This is a genomic window from Pseudomaricurvus sp. ABR4_320 (assembly GCF_056159445.1).
Genome location: NZ_JBSWVF010000009.1, coordinates 158,453 through 178,210, shown reverse-complemented (window position 1 = coordinate 178,210; position 19,758 = coordinate 158,453). Strand labels below are relative to the sequence as shown.

Annotated in this window: 16 protein-coding genes; 14 read left to right on the top strand and 2 right to left on the bottom strand. The window is 48.9% G+C overall.

Annotated features, from left to right (window positions below):
- Positions 1-12 precede the first annotated feature (12 nt).
- A complete protein-coding gene (locus ACXAFR_RS18325) occupies positions 13-2,373 on the bottom strand; it encodes a TonB-dependent receptor (protein WP_475179343.1) in 2,361 nt (786 codons plus the stop codon).
- 688 nt (positions 2,374-3,061) lie between these two features.
- Between ACXAFR_RS18325 and ACXAFR_RS18320 the strand changes: the two genes are divergently transcribed.
- A complete protein-coding gene (locus tag ACXAFR_RS18320; protein WP_475179341.1) occupies positions 3,062-3,598 on the top strand; it encodes an outer membrane beta-barrel protein in 537 nt (178 codons plus the stop codon).
- Between the two features lie 136 nt (positions 3,599-3,734).
- Here the strand turns inward: ACXAFR_RS18320 and ACXAFR_RS18315 are convergent, their stop codons facing one another.
- Positions 3,735-4,649 (bottom strand): LysR family transcriptional regulator, encoded by a 915-nt coding sequence (locus ACXAFR_RS18315; protein ID WP_475179338.1) that lies wholly within the window; start codon positions 4,647-4,649, stop codon positions 3,735-3,737.
- A 133-nt stretch (positions 4,650-4,782) separates the two neighbouring features.
- Here ACXAFR_RS18315 and ACXAFR_RS18310 point away from each other — a divergent pair, with 133 nt between their 5' ends.
- From ACXAFR_RS18310 to ACXAFR_RS18250, 13 genes are all read left to right on the top strand, one after another.
- Positions 4,783-5,352: a YceI family protein gene (locus tag ACXAFR_RS18310; protein WP_475179336.1), complete on the top strand. Its 570-nt coding sequence runs from the start codon at positions 4,783-4,785 to the stop codon at positions 5,350-5,352.
- A gap of 42 nt (positions 5,353-5,394) precedes the next feature.
- The gene (locus ACXAFR_RS18305) at positions 5,395-6,348 is read left to right on the top strand and encodes a glutathione S-transferase family protein (protein WP_475179334.1); all 954 of its coding nucleotides are present in this window, start codon (positions 5,395-5,397) and stop codon (positions 6,346-6,348) included.
- A 379-nt stretch (positions 6,349-6,727) separates the two neighbouring features.
- Complete coding sequence (locus ACXAFR_RS18300) at positions 6,728-7,525, top strand: metal ABC transporter ATP-binding protein (RefSeq protein WP_475179332.1); 798 nt, start codon at positions 6,728-6,730, stop codon at positions 7,523-7,525.
- Positions 7,500-8,360: a metal ABC transporter permease gene (locus ACXAFR_RS18295; protein ID WP_475179331.1), complete on the top strand. Its 861-nt coding sequence runs from the start codon at positions 7,500-7,502 to the stop codon at positions 8,358-8,360. Before ACXAFR_RS18300 ends, ACXAFR_RS18295 begins: the two co-directional genes overlap by 26 nt.
- 3 nt (positions 8,361-8,363) lie before the next feature.
- Positions 8,364-9,263, top strand: coding sequence for a metal ABC transporter solute-binding protein, Zn/Mn family (locus tag ACXAFR_RS18290; protein WP_475179329.1), 900 nt, complete (start codon positions 8,364-8,366; stop codon positions 9,261-9,263).
- Between the two features lie 28 nt (positions 9,264-9,291).
- Positions 9,292-10,638 carry a CobW family GTP-binding protein gene (locus ACXAFR_RS18285; protein ID WP_475179327.1) on the top strand — a complete coding sequence of 449 codons (1,347 nt, stop codon included), beginning with the start codon at positions 9,292-9,294 and terminating at the stop codon, positions 10,636-10,638.
- A 568-nt stretch (positions 10,639-11,206) separates the two neighbouring features.
- Positions 11,207-12,418, top strand: a complete 1,212-nt coding sequence (gene zigA, locus ACXAFR_RS18280) for a zinc metallochaperone GTPase ZigA (RefSeq protein ID WP_475179326.1) — start codon at positions 11,207-11,209, stop codon at positions 12,416-12,418.
- On the top strand, positions 12,415-13,074 hold the full coding sequence (locus ACXAFR_RS18275; protein WP_475179324.1) for a DUF1826 domain-containing protein: 660 nt from the start codon (positions 12,415-12,417) through the stop codon (positions 13,072-13,074). Before zigA ends, ACXAFR_RS18275 begins: the two co-directional genes overlap by 4 nt.
- A gap of 16 nt (positions 13,075-13,090) precedes the next feature.
- Positions 13,091-15,244: a TonB-dependent siderophore receptor gene (locus tag ACXAFR_RS18270; RefSeq protein WP_475179323.1), complete on the top strand. Its 2,154-nt coding sequence runs from the start codon at positions 13,091-13,093 to the stop codon at positions 15,242-15,244.
- Positions 15,245-15,271: 27 nt separating this feature from the next.
- Positions 15,272-15,988, top strand: a complete 717-nt coding sequence (locus tag ACXAFR_RS18265) for an ABC transporter ATP-binding protein (RefSeq protein ID WP_475179322.1) — start codon at positions 15,272-15,274, stop codon at positions 15,986-15,988.
- Positions 15,985-17,421, top strand: a complete 1,437-nt coding sequence (locus ACXAFR_RS18260) for a DUF3526 domain-containing protein (protein ID WP_475179319.1) — start codon at positions 15,985-15,987, stop codon at positions 17,419-17,421. Before ACXAFR_RS18265 ends, ACXAFR_RS18260 begins: the two co-directional genes overlap by 4 nt.
- Positions 17,418-18,698: a DUF3526 domain-containing protein gene (locus ACXAFR_RS18255; protein WP_475179317.1), complete on the top strand. Its 1,281-nt coding sequence runs from the start codon at positions 17,418-17,420 to the stop codon at positions 18,696-18,698. The genes ACXAFR_RS18260 and ACXAFR_RS18255 overlap by 4 nt, the downstream gene beginning before the upstream one ends.
- The gene (locus ACXAFR_RS18250; RefSeq protein ID WP_475179314.1) at positions 18,698-19,732 is read left to right on the top strand and encodes a succinylglutamate desuccinylase/aspartoacylase family protein; all 1,035 of its coding nucleotides are present in this window, start codon (positions 18,698-18,700) and stop codon (positions 19,730-19,732) included. Before ACXAFR_RS18255 ends, ACXAFR_RS18250 begins: the two co-directional genes overlap by 1 nt.
- Positions 19,733-19,758 lie beyond the last annotated feature (26 nt).

Sequence of the window (19,758 nt, the reverse complement as noted above, 5' to 3'; positions counted from 1 at the left end):
CGCCATACGGCGCTAGAACGTCAAACCAAAGGTCAGACCAATCGTGCGGGGATCCTGCACATACATCAAACTTCCCGGGCGACTGGGCGGCGTCGTCTCGCTGGAAAGATCCACAGAGGTCACGCCCAGCTCATCGGTAATATTGTCGACAAAAGCCCCGACACGATAGCGGTCATAATTCCACGTCACCGACGCGTTCCACATATCGAACCCGTCCACTTCCCAATAATTACGGGCCTCGGAATTCAAGGCAGTTTGCGTCTCTGAACGATAGGAGCCATCGAGGTGCCAACGGATTTCACCCATATCCAAGGGCTGCACATAGTTCATCGAGAGAGTCACAGAATGCTCGGGGACGCCGGGAAGCTTGTCACCGTCATAGCCGTTAAAGCCAGAGCGAATCAAACTGTCTTCGGTCAATTCGGCATCGGTATAGGTATATCCCAATACCGCATCAAAGTTGTCGGTTAAATAGGCCTTTAACTCCAACTCCATGCCCTGTGAAACGGCATCACCACCATTGGCAATGGTGGGAATACCCGACGCCGGAGCGGGTACTTGAACCTGAATGCTCTCCCAATCGATGTAATATAGGGCAGCAACATAACTGAATTTATCACTGATCTGCCCTTTCGCGCCGACTTCCCAATTGGTCGCGTAATCGGGATCATAAGGAACGAATTCCTCTGGCGCGCCGAACGGTCCGGTCACGGGAATCGCATTGCTGCCACCCTGCCGATAACCCTCTGCCCAGGTGAAATACACCATTGTCGAATCGCTGATGTCGTAAGACGTATTCAGCTTGAAGATCATATCGTTGTCTTCGTCGGTATTTTGGGCGTAGAAATCAAACGCAACACCACCGAAGGGAACACTCTGATCAGATACTCGGTCGTTTTCGACCCAGAAAGCGCGAGCCCCTAAGGTCACCTGCCAAGCATCGGTCAGATGCGTGGTTAACTCGCCGAAAATGGACGTGTTTTCATAGGTAATGTCTTTGTCTAGGTAGTAGACAATATCATCGTTAAACACGGCGTCCGGATAGAGTGTCTGGTAATATTGTGCCCAGGTTGCATTGGGATCGCCCAGCTCAGCAACAGCGGTTGGATGCCCTGGCGTATTGGCGAGCTCTGCCCAACCGGCAAATTCACTTTCGATGTGGGATTTCTGTTGGTAGTCAGAATAATAAGCGCCCACCACCCAATCAAACAGACCACCTTCGCTATTGGACGCTAAACGAAACTCCTGAGTGAAACGATCGGTATCGTAATCAATACCGTCTTTGTAACTCGGGCGAGGGTTACCCGCGTACCACGCGGCGGCACCAATTCCGTAGTTGGTATTATCGGTATCACTGACCATTTCTGTGTCAGTGTAAGAACTGGCAGACGTCAGTGTAGCGAAACCTAAATCTACCGATACCTCTGCAGAATAAACGTTATTCTTGATATCAATGGGAGACTTGCCAAACCGGGTATGTTCACGTTCATTCCCGTTCAGACTCTGGCCACTGAAATCCTCCGCGGAATCTTCCTGCACGTGAGCACTTAACAATACAGAAACGGAGTCCGTTGGTTCCCACAACAGAGATCCGCGCACGTAATACACATCGGATTCATCGACATCTTTCTCACCGTAATAAAGCGCGTCGCTACCAAAATAATCCGTCGGATCTGCGAGAACCGGCGCCCCGTTTTCATCCATCTGCATCAGATTGGTGGCGTCGATCACACCGGCGTTATATTCATAACCCGCACCTACCCGCAGAGCTAAGGTCTCCGTTAATGGAATATTCGCAACACCATCTGCGGCATAGTCCATATCGTCAGCATCTTTAGATTGACCAATTTTGGTATCGATGCTGCCGTAGAATTCATCGAACTCAGGCTTTTTATAGATAAACCGTACGGTTCCCCCCACAGAGCCAGCGCCGTAAAGTGTTCCCTGAGGACCACGTAAAACCTCTACCCGTTCAATATCTTTTAACCGAAGGTTGGCGTAGAGCGGTGTTTCGTTGAGATAAACGGAAACCGTTTGATCCCCTGCGCCAGGAGACTTGCTGTTCGAACCGGCTGAGGTTCCATTGAGCCCCCTCAGTACGATCGGATTATTAACACCGTTTGAGCGCGCGCCCATATCATTCCAAACCATGCCGGGCACTTGCTGAGCCAGTTTGGCAATATCGGTAATACCGGCGTTTTCCAAATCCGCGGACGTCATCGCGGTAATGTTGTATGGAATGTCCTGAACCGACTGTTGACGGTGCGATGCAGTAACCACAACCTCCTCGATCTGAGCTGCTTTGACCGTCGTGGTGCCAGCCAGCGCAACAGCCAGTGCCAACGGAGCACGAAGTGCGGCTGAATCGAACATAACGTGTCTGCTCTTCCTGAAACTTCTCATTTAGACTCCCAGTACATAACTTGAACAGGTTTTCCACCAAGTCCGGAGATCAATATCCGGAATAATCCGCTCGCTCATTTTGTGAACATATATTCGTATTGCGAACTATCACTATTAGGCAAGATGAATGCCATGGAGAAATGTCACTAACTTTCAACACCTTAACGAGAAAGCTTCAGAATTCCGCCTCTCAAATTCGCACCATCCTTAGGCTTTTTTATATTGCCGCACCAATTTGCAACACATTCAAACGTGACTCGCCCCAGCACACCACCCTACCAACCGGCACAAAATCACCACTCTTATGAGCAGACAAGAGTTTGGCGCAGAAAGATAAAGCCCTTCTAATTTTCGTGGGTACTATTAGTACTGTTATAAAAGGACAGGTTAGTTATAACAATACGTGCATTGGAAAGGACAGCATGCGCTTGAACGACTTCAGATCATTCCAGATCGCCATCTCAATGGCAGGCGTTATACCCGTCGATCCAAAGCCTATCCAGGGTCCACCTTAATCGAGGTTTTTATTCACAGCATCTCGACCAGAATCCAAAAACACAAAAACGAACAACAACGAAACACCAAACCTTTGCCGGCGGTTGCCTGGGCGCTTCTGACTTTTGATTTTTAACGGGTGGTACAAACAAGGAGTAATACAATGTCAGAACTTAATCGATTAACCTTTGGAAGCTTACTGGCGTTGGGGGCGATTCATGCCAGTGCGGATCCATACGTGGGGATAGGTGCAGGTTTTCATGACCTAGAAGAATTCAGCGATTCAAACTATCTCTCTTCGTTTTCAATCAATCTGGGTTATGAAATAAACGATCGGTTTTCGATAGAAGCCTCATACATTGAAGATGAAGCCCAACGAGAAACCTCCATAAGTCAGTATGGCTATACCGATCGAAAAGACGATGTAGATAATCTCGTACTGAAAGGTATTTACCTCTTTCCGCTCACTGAAAAATTTAGCGTTTACCTGGAAGCTGGTGCGGGATACGATTTTGATGATGGCTACTACACTCACGAAACCTACAACACTGACAACCCGATTGATTATCATCATGAGGGAGAAAACGAATTTGATCTTTACTTTGGTGCGGGCGCCAAGTATCAGCTGAATGAGAAATGGGACCTCAATCTAGAGGGGATCTCCGGCAGCTATCTGATCAGAGTGGATTATCATTTTTAAGTGAGCGTCAATAATAACGCGTTAACCTATCGTTAGTTTTAACGAAAGGTCAAGTCAAAAGAGACACACGGCTGCTTTGAAGCAAACGTGTGTCTTCTCAGTATTTATCGAGCAATACATTCTCGTGAGAAGTCACTCATGTAACCGTTTGACTGTTTTCCCACGGCGGCTTCCGAAACGCCTCCACCAAAAAGTCCACCAATCCACGCACTTTGACACTGAGAAAGCGGCGGGAAGGAAACACCAGATAAATACCGATGACTCTCTCCTGCAGGTGAGGAAACAGCGGTATCAAATCCCCATTCGCAAGATCGTGATGCAGCAAAAAATCCGGCTGTTGAATAATGCCACGTCCGGCTAATGCCAGCGCCCTGCAGGTATCGCCATTGTTGGTGCGGAACGTCGGCTGAGTCGGAATATCAATGGATCTTCCCGCCGCCTCATAACGCCAGATATCCCGGGACAAACTGAATTGATAGCCAATCAGAGAATGCTTGGGTAGCGCCTCCGGTGAGCTGGGTTTTCCATGAGCCTTTAGATACGCGGGGCTCGCGCAGGTGACCAATTGCGTGCCCGCCAAACGACGCTGCACCAAAGACGAATCGGTGAGATCACCAATTCGAATCACGGCATCAAAGCCCTCCTCCACCACATCCACAAAGCGATCCGATAGATCGATATCCAAATTGACCTCAGGATACTGCTGACTAAATTGCCCCCATAATCCGGCGAGATGATTGATGCCAAAAGACACTGGGGCATTAATTCTAAGCTTGCCAAGCGCCTGGCCGGTAACGGATCCAACCGCGCTATCCGCCTCCTCCAAGCTCGCAAGAATGTCACAGCTGCGGTCGTAATACGCCTGACCGGCTTCGGTCAGCGACAAACGCCGCGTGGTTCTGTGCAGCAGCCTGGCGCCGAGGCGATCTTCCAACTCTTGCACAGCACGGGAAACCGCCGCCTTGGACAACCTCAAGGCATCTCCTGCGGCAACAAAACTACCCTGCTCAACCACGGCTTTAAACGCGGTGATTTCTCGAAAGCGATCCATACACACCTATTGTTACGTTTTACGTAACAATATATCAATTGAAACGCCATTTATCCATGCTATTCAAACCAATACTATGGGAATCAAGGTCAAGCAGCGGCTTGAACCCATAAATCAACTTAGGAATTTTATTATGAAAACCACACTTGCCACCTTCTTACTGGCCAGCAGTTTGTCCATTCCCGCTCTGGCATCTCCCGTGGTGTACACGGTGGACGACGCGCATACGTTTCCTCGCTTTTCATACAGCCACTTTGGCTTCAGTACACAGCAGTCCCGTTTCAACAAAACCGAGGGAACCGTGTCACTGGATGCCGACAAAGAGATCGCCAACATCGACATCACTATCGGTATTGATTCCGTCGACACCGGCTCAGAAAAACTCAACGAACACTTGATGAGCACCGACTTCTTTAACGCTGAGCGCTATCCGACGGCGCGCTTTACTTCGACGCGAGTAAACTTTGAAGACGGCGTACCTACGTCGATGTCCGGGGAACTCACCATCAAAGGCATTACCAAGCCTGTCACCATGGACATTACTCGCTTCCACACTGCCGAAAACCCCATGGCGAAAAAGCCCGCTATTGGCGCCGATGCCAGCGCAATCATTAAACGCTCCGACTTTGAGCTGGGCTTATACGCGCCGGCTGTCGGCGACGAAATCACTCTCAACATTGCCATCGAAGCCGTCGCACTCTAAGCGCACGGCAATTTACAAAAGACTCGTGAAGGAGGAAAAACCATGTTGATCAACGGCGAATGGAAAGAAAATTGGCAACCGGTCCAAGCGAGCGATGGCGAAGGTCGTTTCCTTCGCCAGCAGTCTGGCTTTCGTCACCAGATTCATGAGAAGAGCGCCAATGGATTTACCCCGGACTCAGGACGCTACCATCTCTATCTGGCCTATATTTGCCCCTGGGCCAGTCGCACTTTAATTGCGCTCTACTTAAAAGGTTTACAGGACCACATCACTATCGACTTCGTACACCCTGTCTTATCCAACCAGGGCTGGACGTTTCGTACAGACTTTCCCGGCGCAACCGGTGATCAGCTTGGCGACCGGCAGTTTGCCCATCAGCTGTACACTCAAGCAGATCCCCACTACAGCGGACGGGCAACCGTTCCCATTCTTTGGGACAAACAACAGCAGACGATCGTCAATAATGAATCTGCCGATATTGTCAGACTTCTGAATTCAGGCTTTGGCGACCTCGCCAGTAACGAACACGACCTCTACCCGACAGCGTTAGCCCACGACATAGACGACATCAATGATCGACTTTATGAACGCTTTAATAATGGGGTTTATCGCGCAGGCTTTGCCACCACACAAACCGCCTATGAAGAAGCCGTCAACGACGTCTTTGAATCGTTAGACTGGCTGGAATCGCGATTACGCGAGCGACAATGGCTGGCTGGCAATCAATTAACCGAGGCCGATATTCGTGTCTTTGTCACCCTGGTTCGGTTTGATCTGGCCTACTATGGCGCGTTTAAATGTAACCTGCATCCGCTGAGCCACTACCAACACGTATTAGCGTATTTGCAACGGATGTTACGCATTCCCGCTTTTGCCAACAGTGTGCGACCCGACCACATCAAAGCGGGCTACTACAGCATCAAAGCGATTAACCCGACTGGGATTGTTCCGACTGGACCAAATTTAGCCTATTTCGCGGAGAAAAACTTAAGGTAACCAAGGTTTCGCCGACAGATACAAGGGATGGTAAATATCTGTCAGCGACTCGCCTGGTAATTTTCGCCCGCTCGGTAGACGGTATAGGTCTCTACACCCATACCCTTAATTCGTTCTTCAATACAGTTTTCAAGTAGCAATATGTTATGTTATAACATATCTATACTCTAAAAGGGCTAGACTCGGCCCGTATCATTTTGTTGTCGACGGAGCGACTTGATGATGTTGGGAAGCAGGAGATAAGCGTTTGGCCTTCTGCTTCTGACAAAAATTTCTCTGGAAAGAACGCGAAAAAGGATCTCAATTTGAGAACCCCGAATGATATAAAACCGTTATTCTATTGGAGCACCAGTGCCCGTATCACATTGGCGACAGCATTATGTCTGTTCATTTGGCTTTGCGTGTATGGAGTCGTGACGTGAGCGTTGCGATTAGGCTGATCAACCTAACGATCACTTATTCTCGTCAAGTCGTGATTCAAAACCTAACGCAGAATATTAATTGTGGTGAGTTATTAGCCATCGTCGGACCCAATGGCGCCGGCAAATCAACCTTGCTTAATGCCCTCGCTAAGACAATTCCGGTTACCCAGGGCCGCATTGAAGGACCCAACCGGGAAAATATCGCCTACTTGCCACAGCACGCACATATCCAACAGGCCTTCCCTCTAACGGTACTGGAGCTAGCTGCAACAGGACTCTGGTCATCTCTGGGAGCCTTCCGGCCGATAATGAGGAACCATCTTGAGCGATGCTACACCGCAATTAGCGCATTAGGTTTAGAGGGCTACGAACATAGGATGATTAACACCTTGTCAGGTGGACAACTGCAACGGGCACTTTTCGCCCGTGTCCTGGTAGAAAATAAGCCCGTCATTTTACTGGACGAACCTTTCAACGCAATCGATGAGAAAACGATCTCCGACCTTACTCTAGTTATGCAATCTTGGCATGAAGAAAAGAGGACAGTAATTATGGTGTCTCATGACCTTCAGCATATTCGAAAATTTTTTCCTACTACGCTGTTACTAGCCCGAAAAGGACTAAGTTATGGCAAAACAGAAGACGTACTAACAGAAGAAAATATCACCCTTGCATACCAGTTACACAAGCCACTCTCTAAAACAATACCATGGTCCGCCACCCCAAAAAATGATGTTCACTCAGCCATTCACTGATTATTTATTTATGCAACGAGCATTGGTGGGCAGCCTCGCAGTATGCTTGGGATCTGTACCGATAGGAGTATTCATGACTCTGCGACGGATGAGTTTGACAGGCGATGCTATGTCCCATGCAATTCTCCCCGGAGCAGCCCTCGCCTACCTAGCTACAGGCGTTTCACTTATAGGAATGACACTGGGTGGATTAATTGCCGGACTGCTCGTGGTCGCAATGTCAGGCTGGGTAGCCCGTAACACCCAACTTCAGGAGGATTCCAGTTTAGCGGCATTCTATCTAATTTCTCTCGCCCTAGGCGTATTAATCCTTTCTTTGAAACGCAGCAATCTTGACATCTTTCACGTTCTTTTCGGTAACATTCTAGCTTTAGACAAACCAACCCTATTGCTATTAGCGAGTATATGTAGCATCAGCCTGCTATGCCTGTCGCTACTTTACAGACCGCTTGTTATCGATTGTGTAGATCCTCAATATTTACGCCGTTTTGGTGTCGCCAGTGCAATCTCCCATTTCGGCTTCCTTGGCATGATGGTCATCAATCTTGTAGCCGGATTTCATGCGTTGGGAACATTAATGGCCATAGGAATTATGGTTCTACCTGCAACGGCGGCTCGCTTTTGGGTTACAGCGTTAGACCGGATTCTTCTACTAGCCATGGGTTTTGGTATTAGCGGATGCTATGTTGGTTTACTGGCATCGTACTATCTGGATCTTCCTGCAGGCCCCTCTATCGTAATGTCCCTTGGCTCAATCTATCTCTTGTCTCTGCTCGTGGGCCGCCATGGTGGATACTTATTAAAAGCCTCTAGTCATCGGCAAATGGAGGCGTAAGTTATGAACCAAATTTCCCGCGTACTAATACTCGTCATTCTTTCCAGTATGTTTACTGGGGCTGTTCATGGGAAAAATCAAACAATTCAGGTGGTCACCAGCTTTTCCATCCTAGAGGACTTAGTGCAAGAACTTGGTGGACCGCAGGTTGAGATTACAAACTTAGTGGGTCGAAATCGTGATGCCCACGTCTATCGGCCGACACCCTCCGATGCAGTTGCCGTTGCGAACGCGGAATTACTTGTCATTAATGGATTAGGTTTTGAAGGCTGGATATCTCGCCTGATAGGTAATAGTCAGAGCAACGCCGAACTCATTGTAGCAAGTAATGGCGTCATGTCTCTTTTACTTAATGATGAGGTCGATCCACACGCTTGGCAAAGTTTAGATAACATAAAAATATATATTAATAATATCACCACAGCGTTGATCGAACATATTCCCGATGCCGAAAACGAATTAATTCTAAGAAAGAAATCTTTACTCGATAAGATAGAGCGCCTGCAGAAAGAATTTACCGATAAGCTTAAAGGCATCCAGGAATCAGATCGCTTGGTCGTTACGAGCCACGATGCATTTGGATATTTGGGAAACGAGTTAAGTATACGTTTTATCGCTCCAATGGGCTTCAACACCGACACCGAGCCAACAGCTCGCGATGTTGCGGATCTTATCGATCAGATCAAATCTCAGAATGTAAGGGCAATGTTTTTAGAGAACATCAGCGACCCCAGGCTTCTGAAGCAAATTTCATCTGAAACGAAAGTTGCGATAGGAGGCCGACTGTATTCCGATGCATTAAGCGAAATCGAGCAACCGGCATCTACCTATCTAAACATGATGCGCCACAATCTGACCCTGATATACAGCGCTTTAGTAACACCCCGTGGAATCGAAAAATAACCTTTAACAATAACGTTGGGAGTTAGTTATGTCGAATAAAATTCCAGTTACAGTGTTGACCGGTTTTTTAGGAAGTGGAAAGACTACCTTACTGAATCGAATTTTATCTGAAGAACATGGAATACGTATCGCTGTTATAGAAAATGAATTCGGTGAAATTGGAATTGATCAAGACTTAGTGATTAATGCCGATGAAGAAATCTTTGAAATGAACAACGGTTGTATATGCTGTACTGTAAGAGGCGATTTAATTCGTATTTTAAGTGACCTGGCGACTAGAAAAAATAGCTTCGATCGCGTTATTCTTGAAACAACAGGAATGGCTGATCCAGGTCCTGTTGCGCAAACATTTTTCGTTGACCCCGAGATTCAGCAGCACTTTGATCTCGACGGTATTATTACATTGGTTGATGCAAAACATGTTTCGCAACATCTAATTGATAATACCGAAGAAGTGCTAGCGCAAATCGCTTTTGCGGATCGCATTATTTTAAATAAAATTGATCTTGTTTCTGAGAAAGAACTACATTCCTTAAAATCTCAGCTATTAACGATTAATCAATTAGCCGATATCTATCCTGCAACGATGGCAGAAGCCCCTATTAGAGAATTACTGGATATTGGCGGCTTTAACATTTCCCGTGCAATGGATATCAAACCCAACTTTTTAGAACCTGAATATCCGTTTGAATGGGCGGGAGCCTGGGAGCTAGCCACTGGAGAGTATCGTTTACAATTAGCGGCTGGACCCGACCCCGAAATGTCTATTCTAATGCACTTTGACAAAACTGAAACAGAACCGAATCTGCTACAACTTGCGGAAAAACTCTTTACAAAATTTTCGAGCACTCCCCTTAACGTCGAAAATAATCAAGTATTAGAGGAATCGGAAACTCATTACAGCCTAAAACTCGAGGACCGAAATGAATTTGAATTCCGTTTTTCTATAGATCAACCTAAAAGTATCGTTTTTATCACGGAACATACGCCGGAAGAATTCAATATGAAACTCGTTTCTTCTGCCGGCAGTTTAGCAACACCTGTTTCAGAACATTATTTCAATCCAGAACATTCACATGATAGTGAGGTATCCTCAGTCGCATTAGAAATTCCAGGTTTGTTCGATCTGGAGAAAATTAATAATTGGTTGAATGTTTTTCTTGAGGTTCAGGGCGCGGACATCTATCGAATGAAAGGTGTCATTGGCATTAAAGGTGAAGACTGCAGAGTTGTTTTCCAGGGCGTTCACATGATGTTTGGCAGTCAGGCAGGCACTCCCTGGGGCTCGGAAAATCCTGTCAATCGCATGGTTTTCATTGGCAAGAATCTAAACGAAACCTCAATTCGAGAGTCATTTGCGCGATGTCTTGCTTAAGTAGATTGCCCTTGTAACAACAGACCTGGACAAATTCTATTCGAAAGCTCCAGTCATCGGCGTCAATACTGCTGCAACTTCCTTAGCAGCAGAGTTGCTTACGAATAAAAATTTGTAAGCGACTGCCATGAAATGGCAAGCTTCTCTGTTTCATTCTGATTCAGTAACTTGGTGTCAATGGGGCGTTCCTTATATTGGATGAATATAGGTTGCATGGATAGAGCCCATGCTAGAAGCTACTATTTTCGCAACTTTTCAGAAACAACCTGGATCAATTATTCTGCTCAGAGGCAATTTGATACCTAAACTCCCAACCAAGAATTAACTACGCCTCTTTTTGTATTTCTCCAAGTCCCATCATTTGCGCTTGAGTATCTATTGAGTCGCGGGTGATCTGGGTAAGCTCTGGAAAGCTTCGAACAAGTCATTTGTGGACTAACCTAGCTCATCACAGGTTTGCTAGGGATCTTTTCGTTCCTTCCCAAAATGTTATATTATAACATTCCATATGGAAGACCTGCCGGTGTTATCTGACGGTACCTACTTGATCAACCCCAGAGATCAAATTATGACAACACAAATTCGCCCGCTCCCAGTTACCGTGCTTTCGGGATTTCTCGGAGCCGGCAAGACCACCGTACTTAATCACGTCCTCAACAATCGCGAAGGGCTCAAAGTCGCCGTGATCGTAAATGACATGAGCGAAATCAATATAGACGCCAACTCAATTCAGCAATCAGTTGATCTCAATCGCAGTGAAGAAAAGCTCGTTGAAATGAGTAATGGTTGCATCTGCTGTACCCTGCGAGAGGATCTCCTGGTGGAGATCCGTCGACTGGCATCTGAAAACAAATTTGATTACCTGTTGATTGAATCGACGGGAATCTCCGAACCCTTGCCGGTGGCGGAAACTTTCACCTTTACCGACGAAGATGGATCAAGTCTCTCCGATATCGCCCGCCTCGACACCATGGTTACCGTTGTCGATGCAGCGAACTTTCTAACCGATTATGAAACCGCTGACTATCTACAGGACACTGGGGAAAGTCTCGGCGAAGATGATACTCGTAGTGTCACCGATCTGCTCGTGGAGCAGGTGGAATTCGCCGACACCATTCTCATCAGTAAAACAGATTTGGTTGATCAACCAACCCTGGATAACTTGATCGCAGTGCTGAAAAGCCTAAATACCCAAGCGGATATCATTCCGATATCCAACGGGAATACCGCTATCGAGAGTATTTTAGGAACAGGAAAATTTGATTTCGCACGAGCACAAATGGCGCCCGGATGGCTAAAGGAAATGCGCGGTGAGCATGTTCCCGATACTGAAGAATACGGCATCGGCAGTTTTACTTATACCGCCCGCCGTCCTTTCCACCCCCAGAAATTCTTTGATTTTCTCCACGGTGATGGCTTTGGGGGCAAGCTTATTCGCTCCAAAGGCTATTTCTGGCTGGCAAGTCGTCCTCAATTTGCCGGGCAATGGAACCAGGCCGGGGGCATCGCCCACTATGGTTTCGCCGGGATGTTCTGGAAAGCCGTTCCAAAAGAAAATTGGCCTAGCGATGAAGAGTATCTGGAATCTATTCAAAAGAGCTGGCAAGAACCCTTTGGCGACATGCGTCAGGAATTAGTTTTTATTGGCCAGCAGTTAGATGAACAGCGGTTTACTCAAGCGCTGGACAATTGCTTACTTTCAGATACCGAACTCGCAGCGGGCCCGCAGTTATGGGAAGAATTCCCCGACCCATTCCCCACCTGGAGATCCGAAGCATGATGCTATCCCAAGTTACAGGACAGCCCAGTAAAAACGACGCCCATTTCGGAGAGACGCCAGAAGTGTTTTCCGAAATTTATCAAAACGACGTTTGCCTAACGGTCTGGCAGCGAACTCTGTCTCCAAGCATAAACTCTGAATGCCAAACGCTGATAAATAGCAAAGCCTTACTCAGCGAGCGCCGAATTTTAACCCTACAACAATCAAAAGATTTGACAGCATTTATCCCCAGCCTCACAGAATTTCCTTACCTGCGGGGAGACATCCAACTGTTAATTGAAATGTTCTGCTGTTTGTTTGAGCTGGACGCTGTCGGCTTGCGGCTATCCACCCTTAGCCAGCAAATGTGCCCTCGCTTTCATGTGGATCACGTGCCCTGCCGACTGATTACAACCTACGTAGGTGTCGCAACAGACTGGCTAGCAGATCAACAAGCTGACCGCAGCAAACTCGGTCGAGGCTCCCAAGGATTACCCGATGATCAAAGCGGGCTTTATCAATCCGAAAATGACATTTCCCAACTCTGTGCAGGAGACGTTGCTCTGCTAAAAGGTGAAACTTGGTTCGATAACGCGGGCGCCGGCGCCATCCACCGCTCCCCACCAATGCTCCCAAACAGCAAACGGCTTTTGCTGACCCTCGATTTCGCCAATTAACCACGAAAAGGACAACATGAACAGGATTCCCCCTCTCTATCGGAGTTTGCCTCTGACCATTGCAACGTCGATCACTCTGTTACCCGCCATCGGACTGGCAGAAACCGCATCCAAGCCTCGCTCAGAAACCCTAGAAGAAGTTCTCGTCGTCGATCGCAAACGCGCTTACCGAGGCGACTTCTCGCTTTTGGAAACACCAGCCACCGATTTGATCATCCCCGAAGATATCCTGCAAAACAGCGGTGCCCTGAACCTCAATGATGCGCTGGATCTCTCCAGCTCTGTGGCGCGCCAAAATAATTTCGGCGGTCTCTGGAACAGCTTTGCGGTAAGAGGATTTATTGGTGATGCCAACTTACCCAGTAACTATCTCATCAACGGGTTTAACGCGGGTCGCGGCTTTGGTGGTCCGAAAGACCTGGCGGGCATTGAATCGGTCGAAGTCTTAAAAGGCCCCCGTGCAGCACTCTACGGTCGAGGCGAACCCGGCGGTACCGTCAACCTGATCAGCAAGCGCCCCTATGCAACTACCGAGGGCGATTTACAGGTCTCTGCGGGACGCTACGATGACTATCGCACCGATGTCGATTGGAACCACGCAGTCAGTGATCGCCTTGGCTATCGCTTGGTTGGTTTTGCGGAAGAATCGGAGAGCTTTCGCGATACCATCGAATCCAGCAAACAAGGCTTCTACCCTTCCGTTGCCTGGCAACTCAGTGACGCCAGCACGCTGATCTATGAACTCGAATACTCACGATCAAAAGTGCCCTTTGATCGAGGCGTGGTTTCTGTCGACGGCGATCTCGGCGTCATTCCAGACAGCCGTTTCTTAGGAGAGCCTGGCGATGGTGATATCGAAGCGAGTGTCACCGGTCACCAACTTGAATGGCAATACGATATATCACCCGACTGGAGCTTTCTTGCAGGCGCAAACTATCGCAACTCCCAAATCAAAGGCTATTCCACCGAACCGGAACTGTCATCCAGCCGCCAATTGCTATTGGAAGACGGCCGCACACTCACCCGTCAACGACGCTATCGGGATTACACCGCCGACCACTGGATGTTACGTGCAGAATTCAGCGGCAATCTAGACATCGCTGGCTTGCAACACCGAATCATCATTGGTGTGGATACAGACCGTTTCGAGAACGATCAAATTCAGCTCAGGGCAAGAGCGCCATCCCTATCGAGCAATCCATCTCTGGAAGAACTGCAAGCCATCGATATTTTTGAGCCTGTTTACGGTAATTATTCCCTGCCGACGCCCGATCCATTGACCGACAGGGTCGAGGTGCAAGAGTCCAATGCCATTTATTTTCAGGATCAAATTAGCCTGACAGACCAACTGGATCTGCGCCTAGGCGCGCGCTACGACCGCTTCGAGCAAAAGATGAACAATCGCGCCAGCAGCACGCGCAGTGAACAGGACGATGAACGGGTTAGCCCACAGCTCGGAATCGTGTATAAATTCAGCCCAACCCTATCCGCCTATGGCGTATACGGTGAAGGCTTTCGAGCCCTGAGTGGTGCCGACTTCAACGGCAACACCTTCGACCCAAACACATCCAAATCGACTGAACTGGGCGTCAAATGGATTTCTGATGAACGGGAATTGGCGGCGAATGTCAGTGTTTTTTATATCGAACAGAAAAACATCCTCTCGTCTGACCCGGTTAATTCTGGCTATCTCATCGCCTCCGGTGAGGCCCGAAGCCGTGGTGTTGAAGTCGACGTTTTCGGCGAACCTGTCGACAACATCAATGTCTGGCTGTCGTACAGCTATACCGATGCCTATACCGTCAACGATTTGCTCGATCCAGATTTTGGTTTACTGGTTGAGTCCGGAGATCGTTTACTGAACGTGCCCGAACACGCTGCCAGTGTGCAGTTATCTGGAGACTATCAACTGGCGGGACTACCTTTGAGGTCCGGTGCAACCATCAATTATGTGGGTGAGCGGCTTGGGGAAACAGGTACGGATTTTGAACTGCCCTCGTACACGCTCACCAGCCTGTTTACAGAAGTAACACTGTCGGATGCCATTTCCTTATCGGCACACATCGACAACCTGTTCGATAAAACCTACTACCCCAATTCCTATTCGAGCCTCTGGGTTCAACCCGGAACACCATTGACCTATCGCATCAGCGCCAAAGTCAGCTTTTAACCAAAGATTTCATTTTAGGAAGTAACGATGTCTGTCATTGAAATCCATCAACTTGTCGTTCGCCGTGGCTCCAAGACGGTTCTGAATGGCCTAAACCTCTCCGTTGCCGAAGGTGAAGTTTACGCGCTGCTCGGCGGCAATGGCGCGGGCAAGTCCACCACGCTGCTGTCATTGCTGGGCTTTCTAACCCCGGACAGTGGTGACTGTAAAATACTCGGCCAGTCGGTGAGCAACGCCCCGGCAGAAGCTCGCCAACATATGGCGTATCTGCCGGAATCGGCAAACCTGTATACCCATATGAACGCCTATGAAAATTTGCGTTATTTCCTTGGGCTTTCTGGCATTAAAACCACCTGGGAAGATATGGATATGGCTTTCAACCGGGTCGCTCTGCCCGAGGAAGCTCGAGAGAAAAGGCTTCAGGATTATTCGAAAGGTATGCGCCAGAAAACGGCCATTGCACTGGCCATTTTGCGCAAAGCAAACGTTCTGCTTTTGGATGAGCCAACGTCGGGTTTAGATCCTGTCGCCATCAACGACTTCAATCGCTTGGTGACAGAACTCGCATCGACTGGGTGCGCCATTCTCATGGTCACCCATGATCTTTACGGCGCCTGCCAATCTGCCAATCACATCGGACTGTTGCGGGATGGGCATCTGGTGAAAACCTTTAACGCTGCCCCCGGGGAGAGAATTCAACTTGGCGACCTCCTGGCGAGCTTCAACCCGCTGGAGGCTGCGTGAGCATACTGACGTTAATCCTTCGGGAAGAATGGTTGTATTGGAAGCGTTCGCGGCTCTCTGCCTCGGCCTTTGCAATCGCCTTTTTGATTCTCACAGGCGCCGCAGTCAACACCTGGTTTCAAGGTCAGGCAGAAAAAGAAACACGGGAGCAATTTCAAGACGCCGCCGAAGCGGCCTTCCTCGCCCAGCCAGCACGCCATCCCCATCGTATGGTGCATTTCGGCCATTACGCATTTCGTAATCCGGTGCCGCTTGCCAGTCTCGACTCAGGCATATCAGCCTACACCGGCAGTGTTATTTTTCTGGAAGGCCATCGACAAAACTCGGCTATGTTTGCACCCGCAACAGAGCTGAGCTCTCTAACAGGATTTGGCGACTTGACGCCCGCGTTTGCGCTACAGATTCTCGGACCGCTGATCATCATCGTACTGGGCTTTAGCGGACTCACCCGAGAGAAAGAAAATCAAACCTTGGTGCAATTGCAAGCGAGCGGCTTATCAACGCCGATATTACTCGCGGGTAAAGCCTTGGCGCTGATGTCTGCCGCTATCCTGCTGTTAATTCCTCTCGTGATGTTGGGATTAGCGTTAGTCGCATTTAACGGCGCAAGTATCGGTGCCTTACTTCTTCTTGTGCTGTTTTATGCGGTCTATCTTCTGGTTTGGTGTCTTCTCGTCACCAGCATCTCGGCATTAACCTCGCGCTCAGCGACCGCTTTGGCAACATTGATTATGGCCTGGATTTTCTTGGTTGTGGCGTTGCCACGCCTATCAGCGACCAGTGTTGCGGCACTGGCCCCCATGCCGGGAAAAATCGAAACTGACCTTACCATGCAGACAGCAGAACAAACACCGGACGCACACAATTCATCAGATCCGGGTTACTCGGCCCTAATCGCCAGCCTTCTCGAACAGTATGGCGTGGACGATGTCTCGCAACTGCCCATGAACATCCGTGGCGTCACTGCCATGGAAGGTGAATCTCAATTAACCGATCAGCTAAATCATTTTGCCGAACAGCAATACGCAGGTGAAACGGCCCAAGTCAGCTGGCTGGATCGACTCGCAGTCTTGTCACCGACATCCGCCTTGCGCCAGGTTTCCATGGCGCTGTCTGCGACAGACTTAAATCATCAGCATAAGTTTATGCGGGAAGCGGAAAAGCTCAGGTTCACCTTCGTACAAAGCCTGAACCAGGTTCATGCAGAGCAACTGAACTACGAAGACGATCGACAAAAAAGTAATAACTATGAGTCGGAGCAACGAACTCGCGTTGACGCCGCAAACTGGCGAATTCTTCCCGAGTTCACCTTTAGGCCAGCAAGCGTTTCGATTCGCCTCAGTGATATTCACGGTGCCCTAGCGAGTCTGATTCTCTGGCTGGCCATTTCCCTTGGCTTATTTGCTATCGCGGGTAGGAGGTTGCAGCCATGAGTACAAAGACCCAACATCTTTTGAATGAATGCCGCTTTCAACTTTCACGCACCGCGGTCAAACTGACGCTTGTCTTGGCGTTCCTTTTATCCTCCTGTGCGGTGTGGCTAGGTACAACCGAGGTACAGGAGCAACAGGCGACCATTGACAAGCTTATCGAGCTCGATAAGAAAGAGCGGTCTCATGCCTGGGAATCGCACGATGATGACTGGGGCTATTCCGCTTACTATGGTTTCCACTACACCTACGACCGACCACATCCGCTCGCCTTTGCGGCGCTAGGACAACGCAACCTGCTTCCCTGGCAACATCGTATTCGTATGCTCGCCTTGGAAGGTCAAATCTACGAACGGGAAGTCTCCAACCCGGTGCTCGCGCAAATTGGGCAATTGGATTTTGCCTTTGTCGTTGCGTTTTTACTGCCTCTGCTGATGATTGTTTTAATTCACGATGTTCGCGCATCGGAACGCAGCACCAACCGAGAGCTTCTACTGCTGGTCGCAACGGGTGGAAACTCGCTCTGGCTAAGACGCGCGGTAATTCTCACAGGGCTGTTAGGTGGGTCGGCCATCATCCCCTTCTGGATCGGCTGCCTTTTAAATCACGTTGCCGTTATGGATTGGCTGCTCGCCTCCGTATTGGTCATCACCTATCTCTCACTGTGGGCGTTGGTGATCTATCTGTTTGCCCGAAGCTCAGCAAAAGCCGAAGTCTCTGCGTGTAGACTGCTTGGCGTCTGGTTTCTTGTTGCTGTTGCTGTACCTGTGTTGGGTCGCCTTGCCATTATAAATAGCAGCGACATTCCTGCACCTGGCGACATTCTCTTGCAGCAACGAGAAGCGGTAAACGCCGGCTGGGATCACCCCCAACCTGAAACAATGGCTAAATTTTTAACGATATATCCAGAATGGCGTGAGCAAGCAACGATTGAAAAACCCTTTGAATGGAAATGGTATTTTGCCTTTCATCAATTGGGGGATCTAGAAGTTGCCGACCTATCTAAACAGTATCGCGACGGAATTAAACAACAGGAAAGTACGGCGCATTGGCTTGGACTAATCGCGCCACCGCTACTGTTTAACAACCTGATGACAAACCTATCACAAACGGATTACGCCGCTTCAGCACGCTATGAAAGATCTGTACGGCAGTTTCATCAGCGCCTGCGGGAATTCTATTACCCACTGCTGTTCGAAAACCCCACGTTTGATCGTGCCACGCTAGACAAGATTCCAGCTTACCAACCAACAACTAACTCTTTAAAAACGGACCATTGATGTTACGCATTAAATCTCTATCACTGATACCTGTACTGGTGTTTTGGCTAACCAGCGCAGAAGCTCGAGAGCCGTTTACCATAGACACAGAGACGATCGAACCCGGCGACAGCCGCTCATTTATGCTCCCTGCACCTGGTGACGGAATCCCCACCACTGTCATTCATGGCCGTCAGGAAGGTCCTGTATTGACCCTGACAGCAGGCGTTCATGGCGATGAATACCCTTCCATTTTTGCCCTGCAACAATTGCGAAAAACCATTGATCCAGCGAGCCTACGGGGCACACTGGTGCTTGTTCATCTCGCCAATCTGCCGGGTTTTCACGCGCGTCGAATCGCGGTGCACCCGCAAGACGAAAAAAATCTGAACCGAGAATTTCCCGGAGATCCCCAAGGCACCCCGACCGAACAACTGGCGGATTACATTACCAAGAACATTATTCCCGTGACCGATTACTTAATCGACTTACACTCGGGCAGCGCCTATCAATCGCTATTGCCTCATGTGTACGCGCCGGTTCTCTATGAAGAGCCGCTGGATAGCAAAACACTCGCTTTCGCCAAGGCCACCGGCTTAAAACACGTTGTTCTCTATGACGAGCGCCCCAAGGATCCAGCCAATTCGATCTCGTATCCAAATACCGCTCAACTGCAAGGCAAACCGTCATTAACCGTTGAAATCGGTCATCTCGCACTCAGAGACCCTTCGTTTGTGGACGCGACCGTTATCGCCTGCAGACGTGCCATGGAACACCTAAATATGCTGACGGCCTCTTCCGAAGAAAGTTCGGACGCAATCATCTATAGCCATTTGCAATCAGTTAAAAGTAACGCCACGGGTATATTCACACCGAAGCGACACGTTGGAGATCGATTGAAAAAAGGAGATTTAATCGGCGTCGTCACCGACTATTTCGGCGACCCACTGATGGAAGTTCTGGCACCGGAAGATGGCACTCTGCTCATGCTGCACGATACACCGCCCATCAAGGCAGAAGAATCTCCCGCAACCTTAGGCATCGTTAAACACTGATCAACAAGGAAACCTCTGGGCTGTTT